This window comes from Planosporangium flavigriseum, from assembly GCF_011947225.1.
Lineage (GTDB): Bacteria > Actinomycetota > Actinomycetes > Mycobacteriales > Micromonosporaceae > Planosporangium > Planosporangium flavigriseum.
On the sequence record NZ_JAATVW010000004.1, the window covers coordinates 229,189 to 243,590 of the forward strand.

The window sequence follows — 14,402 nt, forward strand, 5'->3', positions numbered from 1 at the left end:
CCGTCAGTGACCCGCTCAGGCCCGTCAGTGAGCCGCTGCGGCCTCTGCCGCGGCTGCCCGCAGCTTGCTGACGTCGATGGAGCCGGTCGGCACGTCGACCTCGATCGGGTAGTACATCCGCTGCACCGCGGCCATGATCGCCTCGACCATGCGGTCCCGGAACAGGGGATCGACCAAGCGGCTGCGGTCGGACGGTGAGGTGAGGTAGCCGGCGTCCACGCGAACAGCGGGCATCCGGGTCAGGCGCAGCAGGTCCCAGGTCTTCGAATGCGTCTGGCAGTTGCGCATACCGGTGCGCGCCACGATCTCCCGCTGGACCAGTCCGGCGAGCCGTTCGCCCACCGTCGAAGTCACGCCGCTCGTCGTGCCGTAGTGGTAGGTGGCGACGCCGTCGGCTTCGGGGTTGGCGTGCCCGTCGAGGTGGATGGAGATGAGCAGGTCCGCGCCAAGGTCGTTGGCGAGGTTGGCACGCTGCTGGTTCGTCATGGTTTCGGCCGGATTGGGGCCTCGGGTGAGGTGGACCCGCATTCCGGCAGCTGCCAGTCGTCCCTCAAGGCGCAGCGCGATGTCGAACGCCAGGTCCGCTTCGGTCCAGCGCAGCGGACCGTCCGGGACGACCACGCCGGTGTCGTGCGGGCCGCCGTGGCCGGGGTCGACGACGATCTGCTTGCCCACCAGTGCGGGGCCGGAGGCGTGGAACGCCGCGGTCTCGCGCAGCAGTTGCGGTCGCCCGCCGACGACCTTGCGGCCGAGCCGGCGCAGCGCGTTCACCGTCGCCGGCCCGCAGGAGCCGTCCGGGACCAGACCGACCTCGCGCTGGAACTGGGCCACCGCACGGGCGGTGTATCCGCTGTAGACCCCGTCCGCGCGGCCCAGGTCGTACCCCATCTCCAGCAGCCGTTCCTGCAACTGCCGGACATCGTCGCCGACGAGCGGGTCGGTGACCGCGTGGTACAGCGCGCGCTGCCCCAGTCGCCACCGGGCCGCGTCAAGCGCCCGCCACGTCTCGTCGCCCACCTTGCCGTCGACGGACAGGCCACGGCTCTGCTGGAAGGCCCGTACAGCCATCTCGGTGCCGGCGTCGTACTCAGCGCCGCCGTCGGGGTCACCCAGTAGCCCTAGAGTGCTGAGGATCGTTCTGATCTCCACCACTGCTGGACCCTGGTCACCGCGCCGGATCGGACGCATCGACGACCTCCCTCCGCCTCCCCGGATCGTCACGGGAAGGCATGTCGTGCCGGTACTTGTGCGGGCCGCCGCCGTTACGGGCGAATCCACCGGAGCGTACCGTCCCGGGCTCGCCAGCGCGCTCTAGGCAGAAAGCCCGGCGATACCGAGGTGTACGAGTGGACCGGGGCGTGGAACACGTCCCGAGGGAACTTATCGCGGATGCGGGGCCGGAACAAAACTGCTGTGACAGCCACAAAGGTTGACAAAAACAGCGTCCCGTGCCGGTCAGGGCACGGGACGCTGAAAAGGGTGCTTACCGGGACGCTGCCCCGGTAAGGGTCAGATGGCGGCTTCGATCATGCGCAGCAGTGCGCTCTTCGGGTGGGCCCCGACGATCGACTGCACCGGCTGACCACCCTTGAAGATCGTCAGCGTCGGAACCGACATCACCTGGTACTGGGTCGTGGTCGACGGGTTGGCGTCGATGTCGAGCTTGACCACCTCGAGCTTGTCGGCAAGCTCAGAAGCGATCTCTTCGAGTACGGGCGCCACCTTGCGGCATGGCCCGCACCACTCGGCCCAGAAGTCCACGAGTACCGGCTTGTCCGACTGCAGGACATCGCTGGCGAAGGTGGCGTCGGTGACCGACTTGGTGGCTCCCATTTCGGTTCTCCCCTACTTGTTTAGTGCTCAGGATTCCAGTGAAGCGATGTACCGCTCGGCATCGAGCGCCGCGGCGCAGCCGGTGCCGGAGGCCGTGATGGCCTGACGGTACGTGTGGTCGACGACGTCGCCAGCAGCGAACACGCCGGTCAGGTTGGTACGGGTGCTGGGGGCGGCGACCTTCACGTAGCCCTCGCCGTCCAGTTCGACCTGGCCGCGGAACAGTTCGCTGCGCGGGTCGTGGCCGATGGCGACGAAGACGCCGGTCACGTCGAGCTTGGTCTCCTCGCCCGTCTTGACGTTGCGGACCATCAGTCCGCCAACCTTGCCGCCGCCGTCGATCACCTCGGTCACCACGGTGTCCCACATCACCCGGATCTTCGGGTTCGACAGCGCGCGCTCCGCCATGATCCTGCTGGCGCGGAACTGGTCCCGGCGGTGGATGATCGTGACGGTCTCGGCGAACCGGGTGAGGAACGTCGCCTCCTCCATCGCCGAGTCGCCACCACCCACGACGACGATGTGCTGGCCCCGGAAGAAGAAGCCGTCACAGGTCGCGCACGACGAGACGCCGTGGCCGAGCAGCTCCTGCTCGCCCGGGACGCTGAGTGGACGCCAAGCGGAGCCGGTGGCCAGGATGATCGCCTTGGCCCGGTACTCGCTGTCGCCGATCCGGACGACCTTGACGTCCCCGGCCAGGTCCACCGAGGTGACGTCGTCGGTGATGAACTCGGCGCCGAACCGCTCGGCCTGCTTACGCATGTTGTCCATCAACTCGGGGCCGAGAACTCCGTCCGGGAAACCGGGGAAGTTCTCGACGTCGGTCGTGGTCATAAGGGCGCCACCCGAGGTCGCGCCCTCGATCACTAGCGGCTGCAGGTTGGCTCGCGCAGCGTAGAGCGAGGCCGTGTATCCGGCCGGCCCAGAGCCAACGATGATCAGGTTGCGGACGTCGTCCACGTGGACTCCCTAACGGATAAAGGCTGCACCAGCCTGCGCTGGCCAAAACGTCATCGTACGAACCGGAGATTCCCGCCGCCGTACGTGTCCCGCGTCACCCCACCGATCCGCTGTACAGCTGATCCGTGATCGCGCCGCCGGTGCCGCAGTTCGGGCCGACCGCTACGACCCATTTCTGGGCTGGGGCGCCCCCGGCACCGGCAAGCAGGACAACGAGAGCGGGGCTGCCTTCGTAGCGGGCGTAGTCCAACAGGATTGCCGTCCCGCCGTAGCGGGCCAGGACGGACTGAAGGCACGCGGCCCGGGCGTCCGGGTCGGTGAGCCTGCGCAGCGCCTCGGGCACCAGCGTGGGCCGACCTGCGGCCTCCGGCACACTGAGGGTGTTGGCACGAGATTCGGTCTTGGCGGAGCCGCTGCTTCGCGCCGAGACCGACGCACCGAGCGCCGTCAGCATGCCCGGGGTGTAGTCGAATCCTGACGTACGCACGTCAATCGCGGCGAGGCTGGCGGCGGAGCCGGCGCTGGACGGGGTTGCGGCCCGCCCCGCCGAATTACTCGCCATGGTTGTGGGGCCGCCGCCGCGCAGCCCCTGTGCCAGGGTCGCCGCGCCGAGGCCGAGTACGGCCGCAGCGGCCGCGACGCCGGCGACGGCGCGCCAACGACGTCGTACGGGCGAACTCGTGGCCCGGCCTCCCGGGAGGACCGACAGGTGGGCGCGGGGATCAGCCGGCGCTGGTGCGGTCAGTGGCGGCTCGGCGTCCAACGCAGCGGACAACCGAGCCACCACGTCGCTGGGGAGCGGTTCCGGCTGCGCGGCCAGTACGGCCAGGTCGGCGCGTACACCCGCGTCAGCGGCCACAAGATCGGCGTGCGCTCGGGTCCACAGCGGGTCGGTGGCGATGAGCCGGGCAAGGGCAGCCTGGTCAGGCGTGCCGTCCAGTGCTCCTCCGACGTAGTCGGCGAGCCGGTCGAGATCGACCTCACCGGTCACTTGCCACCCTCCTTCCCCACGCGTGTAGCGCCGGACGCGTTACCCGTCCGTGATGGGACGTCGCCCTGGCCCACGGGGTTCCGTTCGCCGGCCGGATCAGGGTCGCGAAGGTGGCCCAGCAGGACCGCTAACCGCGCCCGGCCGCGGGCGCACCGGCTCTTGACGGTGCCCTCCGCGACGCCGAGGACCCGGGCCGCGTCCGCGACCGGGTAGCCCTGCAGGTCGACCAGGACCAACGCGGCGCGCTGGTCCGGTGGTAGCTGCCCGAGCGCCGCGTGGACGACCAGGGCGGTGTCCCGGTCGACCGATGGCGCCACGGTCCGGTCGACCTCCGGTAGCGGCACGGTCGGCCGGGCGTGGCGTCGACGCATTCGGTCCAGGCACGCATTCACCACGATGCGGTGCAGCCAGGTGGTGACAGCAGCGTCGCCGCGAAACCGGTCAGCCGTCCGGTAGGCGGACAGGAGCGCGTCCTGTAACGCGTCTGCCGCTTCGTCCCGATCGCCGATGGTCCGCAGGGCGACGGCCCACAGTCGGTCGCGGTGGCGGCGGACCACCTCGGCGAAGGCGTCCGGGTCACCGGCGGTGTGCGCGTGCATCAACGCCGCGTCGTCACGCGGGTCACGCCTCTCGGTCCCGCCGTCCACCACGGCCTGAACCCTACCGGTCGGCAGCCATCCCAGCGGTCACTGTACGGAGACCGCGACGTCCTGAACGCCTACCTGGTACTTCCCTCCGCCGAGGGGCGGCAGCTTGGTGATCCAGATAGCCAGGTAGCGGACCGGCGAGTCCGGTGGGCCGGGCAGCACGACGGTCGTACCGGCATCCTGCTTGACCTCACCGACCAGCGTGAAGTCGGCACCATTGATCTTCAGGGCGTTACCCTCGGTGGTCACCGACGCGTACGTGCCGGTGTCGCTCGGGGGCGCCGAGCTGGCCCTTAGCTCCATCGTCGCGCCGGGCGTCGCCAGCTGCACCTTCACCGAGACTACGTGCTTCTCGCTGCCCAAATCGAACAGCAGCCCCATCCCTGACTTCAGGGTGCCGAAGTTCGGGTCGCCCTGGTACTGGTCGGTGCGCCAGACCGTGGTGGGATCGCCGTCGACGGTCTTCTTGACGTCGGTGTCCAGTTCGTTGTGGTTGCCCTTGACGTCGTCGAGGATGCGCACCTGGTCAGCGCTGAGCTTCAGATCGGTGATCGGGCCTGACCGTGCTCCCGCCGACGCCGAGGCCTTCCCGCCCCCGCCCTGCGGAACCGGGTCTCCACGGCCGGTCAGCACCTTGGTGGCGCCCAGCACACCGGCAAGGGCGATCACGATCAGTCCGGCGATCCCGACCACGATCTTCCGGTTGGTTGGACGGGGAGCGGCGGCGGCCACTGCGGCGGAGTCGAAGCCGTGGAAGCCCGAGTCCTCACCCATGAAGAGCGGGTGACCGCTCGTCTGCTCGAAGCGGCCAAGCTCGCCCACAAGGACGTCGGCCGAGGGAACGGGCAGCGCCGGGTTGAGCAGGTCCATGGTCAGCTCGTCGAGGGGGGACGGCACCCCGCCACGCACCTGCCGCGGTGCGGCAAGGTTGCCTCCGCTGTCCCGGATGGCATCCGGTACGGATGTCGGCCCGGCCTCGGCGTGGGGCCAGTAGCCGGTCAGCGCGCAGTAGAGGATGGCGCCGATCGCGCGCAGGTCCGCCTCTGTCGTGGTCGCCTCGTCGGCCCGCGCGTCGGCGAGCACGACCCGGCCGTCGGCGGCGATGAGGACGGTGCCGGGGTGGATGTTGCCGTGGGCCATCCCCGTGCCGTGGATCGCGGCGACGGCGTCGGCGACCGCGCAGGCGATCGTGGCGGCGCGGTCCGGGTCGAGAGGGCCGTCGGACACCAGGTCGCGCAGGGAGGAGCCATCGACCCACTCCCGGACCACGTAGGCCCGTTCGGACTCGTCAATGGCGTCGTACACGCCGACCAGGTGCGGGTGCACGATGCGACTTGAGGCAACCGCCGCGGAGAGCATCTCGCTGGCGGAGTCGCCGCCGGGGTAGCGCAGCACGACAGCGACCGGGCGACGAAGGACCACGTCGGCCCCGCGCCACAACTGCCGCCCCAGCGAGTCGTTGTTGACGTGTTCCTCGAGCCGGTACCGCTCGGCGAGCACTTCTCCCACGGCAGGGGCGCCGAAGGTCAGCACCTGGGGGGCTGCCCCGAGTGCCTCCTGACCTTCGCCGTTCTGGGTCACCCGTCCTCCCTCTGGTCGGACCCCCGGCACATGGCGCGCCGTCGGTTCGCACATAAGCCTAGGCGTTAACGGCGACCGTCGGGACCGACCTTACCCGGCCACGGCCAGCTACCGGATACTCCATCGTCACTTCCCTACAACGAAAGTAGGCGAATGATCTGCGGATTGTGCGTGTGGGACCACTCAGCGGAGCTGGTCGTAAGGCTAGGTCGTCAGGCTAGGCAGCCGCGAACAACCCCTTGAAGGGTACGAAACGCGACAGTTCGCGGTTCAACGTCCGAGCCGTGCGCGCAACATTCCGCCCAGTTCAGTGACCTCCCGCACGCGCAGGGTAGTGGCGGCGACCACATAGCCCACCAGCAGGACGATCCCGCCGACGATCACCTGAACCAGGCTGCCGACCTTGCCGTCCCCCAGCAGCGCGTTGAGACCGTACGCGGCAAGCGCGGCCGGGACCGCAGCGACGGTCGCGGCCAGGGCCAGTCGGGCCAGCGTGGCGGACACCCGCTGCAGCCCGAGCGGGCCGATGCGCCTGCGGAGTAGCCAGTACCCCAGGGCGGCCGCGACGACGAAGGACACCCCGTTGCCGAACATCAGGCCGGCGGCGGCCCAGGACGCCGAAAGCGTGAAGTACGCGACGACCTGTACGGCGATTCGAAGCACGACGACCGGCACGTTGAGCAGCGCCGGGGTCTTGGTGTCGGGCAGGGCGTAGAACACGCCCAGCTGGAGCTGACTGATCGCGAAGGGCACCAGGCCGAGCCCGGCGACGGCGATGACCCAGCCGGTGTCTACGGCCTGGGCGTGGGTGTACTCGCCCCACTCGAACAGGGTGACGCCCAGCGGCCGGCCCAGGACCAGGTACGCGGCGGTGGCCGGCACGAGGATGACGCTGGATAGGCGGGTGCCGAGCGAAAGCTGGTCCGCGACGTCGGCGTACCGGTGCTCGGCCGCGGCGGCCGCCATCCGCGGCATCAGCGCCGTCATGATCGAGACCGCGACGACGCCGTGGGCCATCGCGAAGATCAGGAACGAGTTGAGGTAGATGGCGGGGCCGGCCGCGTTGCCGTCGTTGGCCGCCAGCTTGGCGAGCTTGAGCACGACGATGACGCCGACCTGGCTGACCAGGACGTACCCGAGCATCCAGCCGCCGATGCGGGCCAGTTCGCTCAGGTGGAGTTGACGGAAGTCCCAGCGCCACTTCCAGCGGAAGCCGACCTTGCGGAGGGCGGGCATCAGTCCGACGGCCTGTACGACGATGCCGAGGGTCGTACCCACGCCGAGGACGAGGAGCTGCGCCGTGGTGATCGACTCGGCGGTGAGGGTGTCGGACCCAGCCGGCAGCAACATGAACACCGCCGCCGTGAGGATCACGACGATGTTGTTCAGGATCGGCGTCCACATCGGCGCCGCGAAGTGGCCCCGCGTGTTGAGGATCGCCGCGAGCAGCGCGGCCACCCCGTAGAAGAAGATCTCGGGCAGGAGCAGATACGCCAGCACCGTGATCAGGCGCTGGTCGGCGGCTGACGCGCGGCTGGCCATGACGGAAGTGAGCAACGGCGCGGCGGCGACGGCGGCGACGGTCGCCGCGGCCAGGAACAGCGTGGCGAGAGTGAGCAGGCGCTGGGCGTACGCCTCCCCGCGATCCGGGTCGGTGGTGCGGGCCCGCACCAGCAGCGGCACGATGACACTGGCCAGCACGCCGCCGAGCAGCAGCTCGTACACCATGTTGGGCAGGGTGTTGGCGAGGTTGTAGTCGTCGGACACGGCGGCCGCGCCGATCGCCGCCCCGATGGTGGCGGTACGCAGGAAGCCGGTCACCCGGCTGACGATGCTACCGACCGCCATCGTGGCGCTGTGGCGCGCGACCGACCCCGCGCCGTCGTCCACCGGAGGTACGTCACCGGGCGCCTTGCTGGGCACCTGAGCCGGCCCGCCGGGGCCGGGCGTGGTCACGGCCGGCAGAACCATGGTGGGTTGGCCGTCGGTGCCGGCCCGGGCTTCCTGATTGACGACCGGCAGTGCGGCGGTTGCGTCAGGGTCGAAAGGTCGCGGATTGCCATATTCGGCCCGGCCGGTCATGCCTGAGAAGACTAGTGCCCCACCACCAGAAACTCACTCTGGCTCATGATCGCGCGGGGGTCGGGGATATGGGAGATGGCCGGGTCCCGGTCCCCGATAGGCTGGCTATCCCATGTCGAACACCTCCTCTGCCGCCCGCGCGAGTGCCGAGAACCGCAACAGTCGGGAGCCAGCGAGCGCGCGCGAGCTCACCGAAGCCCAACGCCGAGCGGTCGCTGAGCTGATGCGCGTTTCGCCCGTCGCCGACGAGCTCGGGCGGCGTTTCGCCGCCGCCGGCCATGAGCTGCATCTGGTCGGCGGCTCGGTGCGCGACGCGCTGCTCGGCCGCCTCGGTGAAGACCTTGACTTCGCCACCAGCGCCCTGCCTGAGGAGACCCAGGCGCTGCTCCAGGGCTGGGCAGAGGCGATCTGGACGACCGGGATCGAGTTCGGCACCATCGGCGCCACCCGGCGGGGCCTGCGCTTGGAGATCACCACGTACCGGGCCGAGGCCTACGACCGGGTGACCCGCAACCCCGTCGTCCAGTACGGCACCAACCTGCTCGACGACCTGAGGCGCCGCGACTTCACCGCCAACGCGATGGCGGTGTCAGTGCCCGACCACCGGTTCACCGACCCGTACGGCGGCCTGACCGACCTGGCGGAGCAGACGTTGCGCACGCCCGGCACGCCGCAGGAGTCGTTCGCCGACGACCCGCTGCGGATGCTGCGGGCGGCGCGGTTCGCCTCGCAGCTGCAGTTCAGCGTCGCGCCCGACGTGGTGACCGCGATGACCGCGATGGCCCCCGACCTGCGGCGGATCACCGCCGAGCGGATCCGGGACGAGTTCACCAAGCTGATGACCGGGGCCGACCCGGTCGCCGGGTTGCGACTGCTCGTCGACACCGGCCTCGCCGAGCAGTTCCTGCCGGAGCTGTCGGGGCTGCGGTTGGAGATCGACGAGCACGCGCAGCACAAGGACGTGTACGAGCACACGCTGACCGTCGTCCGCAACGCCATCAACCTGGAGGAGGGCGGCCCGGACTTCATCCTGCGCATGGCGGCCCTCATGCATGACGTGGGCAAGCCGGCGACCAAGGCGGTCGGCCCGGACGGCCGGGTCAGCTTCCACCACCACGAGGTGGTCGGCGCGCGTCTGACCAGGCAGCGGATGAAGGCGCTGCGCTACTCCAAGGACGTCATCAACGCCGTCACCGACTTGGTCGCGCTGCACCTGCGCTTCTACGGGTACGGGCGGGGCGAGTGGACCGACTCGGCGGTGCGCCGCTACGTCACCGACGCCGGCGACCTGCTCCCCCGGCTGCACAAGCTGACCCGAAGCGACTGCACCACCCGCAACCGGCGCAAGGCGGCCGCGCTCGCGGCCGACTACGACGCGCTGGAGGAGCGCATCGAGCAGTTGCAGGCCGCGGAGGACCTGGCGAAGGTACGCCCGGACCTGGACGGAAACGCGATCATGGAGCTGCTCGGCATCCCGCCGGGCCCCCTGGTCGGCCAGGCGTGGCGGCATCTGAAGGAACTCAGGCTCGAGCGGGGCCCGCTGGAGCACGACGAAGCGATCGCGGAGTTGCACCGCTGGGCCGCCGAGCGGGGCGTCACCCCGCCCGCGTGATCGTTACTTCCTGCTTGGGGCGCCCGTCGCCAGGGCCGTTGGACTCGTCGCTACCGGCCGCCGCGATCTTGTCGAGGACGTCCAGGCCCTTCGTGATCTTGCCGAAGACGCTGTAGTTCGGGTCGATCTGGCTGTCCTTGTACACCAGGAAGAACTGACTGCCGTTGGTGCCCGGGCCGGCGTTGGCCATGGCCAGCGTGCCGCGCGGGTAGGCGGGCCTGCTCTTCGTGGGCAGGTTCTCGTCATCGAACTGGTAGCCGGGTCCGCCCTGACCGGTGCCGCTCGGGTCGCCGCACTGCAGCACGTACAGCCCGTCGGTGGTGAGCCGGTGGCACTGGGTTCCGGTGAAGTACCCCTTGCGGGCGAGGGTCAGGAATGAGTTGACCGTGCAGGGCGCGACGTCGCCGGTGAGGTCGGCCTCGATCACGCCGTAGTTGGTGGCCAGGGTGACGTGCGAGCGGACCTTCTTGGGGTGCGCGCCTGGCGTCTGGATGGAGCGCCCGGTGGAACCGTCGGACGTCGGCGTGTACGCGCACTTCGCCGCGTCGGCCGGGATGCCGGTGCTGCTGGGGCTGGCTTTGGCCGTGGAACTGGATTTCGCGCTGGCCGCGAGGCGGTCGTCCGCGCCGGGCGAGGTCGCCCGCGCGTCAGCCGTCGACGAGGGGGCAGGGGTGGCGACGTTCGAGTTGTCTGTCCGGTGCCGGGTGAGTGCGTAAGCCGTACCGGCTCCGCCGACCATCAGCACGGCCACGACGACGGAGGTCACTCCCCAGCGGGTCGAGCCACGGCGGGTCGAACGGCGGGGACGGGCACGGTTAGACATGAGACAAGGGTACTAAATCCGTATATGTCCGTCTTGTGAAACCCGCGAGTCTGATCGCGGTGCGGCGTCAGGACGAGGCGCGCTCAATGCCGGCTCGCCGCAGCGGCAGGCCCGCGATGTCGTCACCTACCCGGCGAGCCCAGCGACCACCGGCGGCGGCGTACCAGACCGTGACCAGTGCGTACCCGAGCCCGACCAGCACCAACGTGGCAGGTGAGTGGCCGTCGGCCGGCAGCGACAGCGCGGCGATGAACAGACCGACCACGAAGCACACGTTGAACGCGGTGTCGTTGATGCTGAAGACCCGGCCCCGGTAGGCGTCGGCGCACTCGTGCTGCAGAGCGGTGTCGACCACGATCTTGATGCTCTGGGTGGCGATGTTGACGAACAGCACCGCCACGACGAGCAGGGTCGGGTTGAACGGCAGGCCGAACACCACGACCACCACGGCGGTACCCGCGAGCATCCAGGTGATCCAGCGCCACCCGCCGATCCGGCGCGTGACCGGCGGCGTGAGAAAGGCTGCGATCAGCACACCCGCGCCGCCGGCGACGAAGACCATGCCGAGGCCACCGATGGATCCGCTGAGGTCCTTGTCGTGGTGGAAATACTGCCGGTACAGGAGGAGCACCGCGAGCGCGAGCACCCCGTACAGCGTCCGGAAGGCTGACTGGGCGAGCACCGCGTACGCGGCGCCACGGCGGTCCGAGAGGTGGCGCACGCCCGCCACCATGCCCCGAGCCACTTCGACCATTGCGGCGCCGATCGTCCCACTGCGGCGCTCCCGGACGTCTGGCCCCAACTCTGCCGGGCGGAAGGACCAGCGCGCCAATAACGCCGAGGCCACGTACCCGATGGGTGCCAACGCGGCGAGCAGCGCGTACCCGTGCAACGTCACCGACAGTGCGGTCTTCACCAGAATCACCGCGCTGCCCAGGCCGAGCGAGAAGCAGATGGAGCCGAGCGTGCCGCTGAGCGCGTTGGCTGTGACGAGCCGACGGTCGGCAACGACGTGCGGAATCGCCGCCGACAGGCCTGCCAGGAAGAACCGGTTCAAACCGATGATGAGGAACGCCAGCGCGACGAACAGGGCGTTCTCCAGACCGAACCAGATGAGCGCGATCGTCGGGAGCACGAGCAGCGCGCGGAGCAGGTTGGCCACGACGATGATGGAGCGCCGGCTCCAGCGGTCCAGAAAGACCCCGACGTACGGGCCGATCAGCGAGTACGGGAGCAGCAGCACCGCGAACCCGATCGCGATCTGCATCGGGCTGGTGCGCTTCTCGGGATTGAACAGCACGCTGCCGGCGAGGGCGGCCTGAAACCACCCGTCAGCCACCTGGCTGATCAGCCGCACCCCGATCAGCCGGCGAAACCCGCGCGCGGCAAGGACAGCGCGGAGGTCACGGGCGGTCGTCGTGGTGTCTAACGCGGGACTAGCGGCGGCTGGCACCATTCGAGCGTACGTGCCGCGGGGCACGTGTGGATCCGGTTAACCCGCCAGGTCATCCCCCGGTGGTTTCGAGGTCGACCTTCCGCGATCGGATCCGCCGCGCGAGACTCGGTACATGCACTGGACGGTCGTCGCCACGCCGGTCGGTGACCTGTCGATCGCCGCTGATGGCGCGGCCATCTGCCGGATCCATTTCGGACCTTGTCCCGGGTCGCCGGTCCGCCGCGACGACTCGCTCCTCACCGCCGCCGCGACGCAGTTGGCGGAGTACTTCGCGGGCCGGCGGACCGAGTTCGAATTGCCGCTGGCCTCCGTGGGCGGTTCGGAGTTCGACCGGGCGGTGTGGGCCCACCTGGCGACGATCCCGTACGGGGAGATGCGCACGTACGGGGAGGTGGCGGCCGCTGTGGGCGACCGGTCGGCGGCGAGGGCCGTCGGCGTGGCGTGCAACCGTAACCGGCTTCCGGTCCTGCTGCCCTGCCACCGGGTGGTGGGGGCCGGCGGGAAACTGGTCGGCTTCGGTGGCGGCCTGCCGCGTAAGCGGCTGCTGCTTGAGCTCGAGGCGCGGGTCCGGGTGGAGAGCGATTTCGGGCTGTAGAAACACGAAACGGCGGTGGGTTTCCCCACCGCCGTTTCACGGGAAACATCCCGATTAGCGCTCTACCTCACCGCGGATGAACTTCTCCACGGCCTCGTGCGCGTCGTGGTCGTTGTACTGCACCGGCGGCGACTTCATGAAGTAGCTCGACGCCGACAGGATCGGGCCACCGATGCCCCGGTCCTTGGCGATCTTCGCAGCGCGGAGCGCGTCGATGATGACGCCGGCGGAGTTGGGCGAGTCCCACACCTCGAGCTTGAGCTCCGCGTTCAGCGGGGTGTCACCGAAGGACCTGCCCTCCAGACGGATGTACGCCCACTTGCGGTCGTCAAGCCACGGCACGTGGTCGGAGGGCCCGATGTGCACGGACGCCTTCTCCATCTCGTGCGGGATCTGCGAGGTCACCGACTGGGTCTTGGAGATCTTCTTCGACACCAGGCGGGTGCGCTCGAGCATGTTCATGAAGTCCATGTTCCCGCCGAAGTTGAGCTGGTACGTGCGCAGCAGCTCAACGCCCCGGTCCTCGAACAGCTTCGCGAGCGCGCGGTGCACGATCGTCGCGCCGACCTGGCTCTTGATGTCGTCGCCGACGATGGGCAGACCGGCGTCGGAGAACTTCTTCGCCCACACCGGGTCGGAGGCGATGAAGACCGGCAGCGCGTTGACGAACGCGCACCCGGCGTCGATCGCCGCCTGGGCGTAGAACTTGTCCGCCTCCTCCGAGCCGACCGGCAGGTAGCTGACGACGACGTCGACGCGCGCTTCGCGGAGCGCCGCCGCGACGTCGACCGGGGTCTCGTCGGACTCCTCGATCATCTCCCGGTAGTACTGGCCCATGCCGTCGTAGGTCGGGCCACGCTGGACCGTGACGCCAGTGGGAGGTATGTCGCACAGCTTGATGGTGTTGTTCTCGCTGGCGACGATCGCCTCGGCGAGGTCACGCCCGACCTTCTTCGCGTCCACATCGAATGCGGCCACGAACTCGACGTCGGAGACGTGGTAGTCGCCGAACTTGACGTGCATAAGACCGGGGACGCGGTCTCCTGGGTCGGCGTTGCGGTAGTACTCCACGCCCTGAACGAGGGACGAGGCGCAGTTACCGACACCGACGATGGCAACGCGGACGGAGCCCATCGCGAGTGCCTCCTTATTTCTTCTGGCTGGTCGCTTCCGGAGGGTCCGGAGGCTAGTTTGAAGGGTCTGTTACCTGAGGGGGTCGACCAGAGCGTTCGTGCGCGATGAGCTCCTCCAGCCAGCGGACTTCGCGCTCACAGGCGTCCAGTCCGTGGCGTTGCAGCTCAAGGGTGTACGCGTCGAGTCGCTCGGCCGCGCGAGAGAGAACGTCTCGCAGACCTTCGCGACGCTCTTCCACCCGGCGCCGGCGTCCCTCGAGGATGCGTAGCCGGGTCGCTTGGTCAGTACGGGCGAAGAACGCAAAGTGCACGCCGAAGCCCGGATCGTCGAAGGTTTCGGGACCCGCGCTGCTGAGGAGCTCCTGGAAGCGTTCCTTGCCCTCTGCGGTGATTTTGTAGACCACCCGACTGCGCCGGTTGGTCAACAGTGGTGCGTCGGTGGCGGGTGCCCCCGACTCCTCGGTGATCCAGCCTGCGGATTGCAGCCGACGGAGTGTCGGATACAGCGAGCCGTAGCTGATCGCCGCCCGGAATGCTCCGAGCTTTGTTGTGAGTTGCTTTCGCAGCTCATATCCGTGCATGGGCGACTCGTGCAGGAGACCCAGAATTGCGAACTCGAGCACTGTCGCCTCCCTTCACGGCCTGTCCCCCGTCGGCCACCCGCCCGATGTATCGAGCCGATACATCGC

At 69.2% G+C, this 14,402-nt stretch carries 13 protein-coding genes; 2 read left to right on the forward strand and 11 right to left on the reverse strand.

The genetic code is table 11. From position 1 onward, the window contains the following. Window positions 1–24 precede the first annotated feature (24 nt). The 7 genes from HC028_RS08155 to murJ all read right to left on the reverse strand — a co-directional run bounded on the left by HC028_RS08155 (window position 25) and on the right by murJ (window position 7,968). Window positions 25–1,188, reverse strand: a complete 1,164-nt coding sequence (locus HC028_RS08155; RefSeq protein WP_168074750.1) for an N-acetylmuramoyl-L-alanine amidase — start codon at window positions 1,186–1,188, stop codon at window positions 25–27. 321 nt (window positions 1,189–1,509) lie between these two features. After that, complete coding sequence (gene trxA / locus HC028_RS08160; RefSeq protein ID WP_168074752.1) at window positions 1,510–1,833, reverse strand: thioredoxin; 324 nt, start codon at window positions 1,831–1,833, stop codon at window positions 1,510–1,512. A 27-nt stretch (window positions 1,834–1,860) separates the two neighbouring features. Then, window positions 1,861–2,793 (reverse strand): thioredoxin-disulfide reductase, encoded by a 933-nt coding sequence (gene trxB / locus HC028_RS08165; RefSeq protein WP_168074754.1) that lies wholly within the window; start codon window positions 2,791–2,793, stop codon window positions 1,861–1,863. Window positions 2,794–2,887: 94 nt separating this feature from the next. Further along, a complete protein-coding gene (locus HC028_RS08170; protein WP_168074756.1) occupies window positions 2,888–3,784 on the reverse strand; it encodes a hypothetical protein in 897 nt (298 codons plus the stop codon). Continuing rightward, window positions 3,781–4,434: an RNA polymerase sigma factor SigM gene (gene sigM, locus HC028_RS08175; protein WP_373313804.1), complete on the reverse strand. Its 654-nt coding sequence runs from the start codon at window positions 4,432–4,434 to the stop codon at window positions 3,781–3,783. The genes HC028_RS08170 and sigM overlap by 4 nt, the downstream gene beginning before the upstream one ends. Window positions 4,435–4,470: 36 nt before the next feature. Further along, window positions 4,471–6,066: a protein kinase family protein gene (locus HC028_RS08180; RefSeq protein WP_168074766.1), complete on the reverse strand. Its 1,596-nt coding sequence runs from the start codon at window positions 6,064–6,066 to the stop codon at window positions 4,471–4,473. A gap of 216 nt (window positions 6,067–6,282) precedes the next feature. After that, window positions 6,283–7,968, reverse strand: coding sequence for a murein biosynthesis integral membrane protein MurJ (gene murJ / locus HC028_RS08185; RefSeq protein ID WP_239075255.1), 1,686 nt, complete (start codon window positions 7,966–7,968; stop codon window positions 6,283–6,285). 238 nt (window positions 7,969–8,206) lie between these two features. Between murJ and HC028_RS08190 the strand changes: the two genes are divergently transcribed. After that, window positions 8,207–9,706 (forward strand): CCA tRNA nucleotidyltransferase, encoded by a 1,500-nt coding sequence (locus tag HC028_RS08190; protein WP_168074768.1) that lies wholly within the window; start codon window positions 8,207–8,209, stop codon window positions 9,704–9,706. Here HC028_RS08190 and HC028_RS08195 read toward each other — a convergent pair. Both HC028_RS08195 and HC028_RS08200 read right to left on the reverse strand, forming a co-directional pair. Next, a complete protein-coding gene (locus HC028_RS08195; RefSeq protein WP_239075254.1) occupies window positions 9,690–10,529 on the reverse strand; it encodes a peptidylprolyl isomerase in 840 nt (279 codons plus the stop codon). The two genes, HC028_RS08190 and HC028_RS08195, sit on opposite strands and share 17 nt — an antisense overlap. A gap of 67 nt (window positions 10,530–10,596) precedes the next feature. Next, window positions 10,597–11,982 carry an MFS transporter gene (locus HC028_RS08200; protein WP_168074770.1) on the reverse strand — a complete coding sequence of 462 codons (1,386 nt, stop codon included), beginning with the start codon at window positions 11,980–11,982 and terminating at the stop codon, window positions 10,597–10,599. A 115-nt stretch (window positions 11,983–12,097) separates the two neighbouring features. Between HC028_RS08200 and HC028_RS08205 the strand changes: the two genes are divergently transcribed. Continuing rightward, on the forward strand, window positions 12,098–12,580 hold the full coding sequence (locus HC028_RS08205; protein WP_168074772.1) for a methylated-DNA--[protein]-cysteine S-methyltransferase: 483 nt from the start codon (window positions 12,098–12,100) through the stop codon (window positions 12,578–12,580). A 54-nt stretch (window positions 12,581–12,634) separates the two neighbouring features. On the opposite strand, the gene HC028_RS08210 is transcribed toward HC028_RS08205, so the two are convergent. Both HC028_RS08210 and HC028_RS08215 read right to left on the reverse strand, forming a co-directional pair. Further along, window positions 12,635–13,714, reverse strand: coding sequence for an inositol-3-phosphate synthase (locus tag HC028_RS08210; RefSeq protein WP_168074782.1), 1,080 nt, complete (start codon window positions 13,712–13,714; stop codon window positions 12,635–12,637). A gap of 52 nt (window positions 13,715–13,766) precedes the next feature. Beyond that, the gene (locus tag HC028_RS08215) at window positions 13,767–14,336 is read right to left on the reverse strand and encodes a PadR family transcriptional regulator (protein ID WP_168074784.1); all 570 of its coding nucleotides are present in this window, start codon (window positions 14,334–14,336) and stop codon (window positions 13,767–13,769) included. Window positions 14,337–14,402 lie beyond the last annotated feature (66 nt).

What these genes read in the sequence shown, in the direction of transcription:
- HC028_RS08210 (WP_168074782.1), bottom strand. Translation starts at nt 13,714, where the DNA reads ATGGGCTCCGTCCGCGTTGCCATCGTCGGTGTCGGTAACTGCGCCTCG.
- trxA (WP_168074752.1), bottom strand. Translation starts at nt 1,833, where the DNA reads ATGGGAGCCACCAAGTCGGTCACCGACGCCACCTTCGCCAGCGATGTC.
- HC028_RS08195 (WP_239075254.1), bottom strand. Translation starts at nt 10,529, where the DNA reads ATGTCTAACCGTGCCCGTCCCCGCCGTTCGACCCGCCGTGGCTCGACC.
- HC028_RS08190 (WP_168074768.1), top strand. Translation starts at nt 8,207, where the DNA reads ATGTCGAACACCTCCTCTGCCGCCCGCGCGAGTGCCGAGAACCGCAAC.
- HC028_RS08155 (WP_168074750.1), bottom strand. Translation starts at nt 1,188, where the DNA reads ATGCGTCCGATCCGGCGCGGTGACCAGGGTCCAGCAGTGGTGGAGATC.
- HC028_RS08205 (WP_168074772.1), top strand. Translation starts at nt 12,098, where the DNA reads ATGCACTGGACGGTCGTCGCCACGCCGGTCGGTGACCTGTCGATCGCC.
- HC028_RS08180 (WP_168074766.1), bottom strand. Translation starts at nt 6,066, where the DNA reads ATGTGCGAACCGACGGCGCGCCATGTGCCGGGGGTCCGACCAGAGGGA.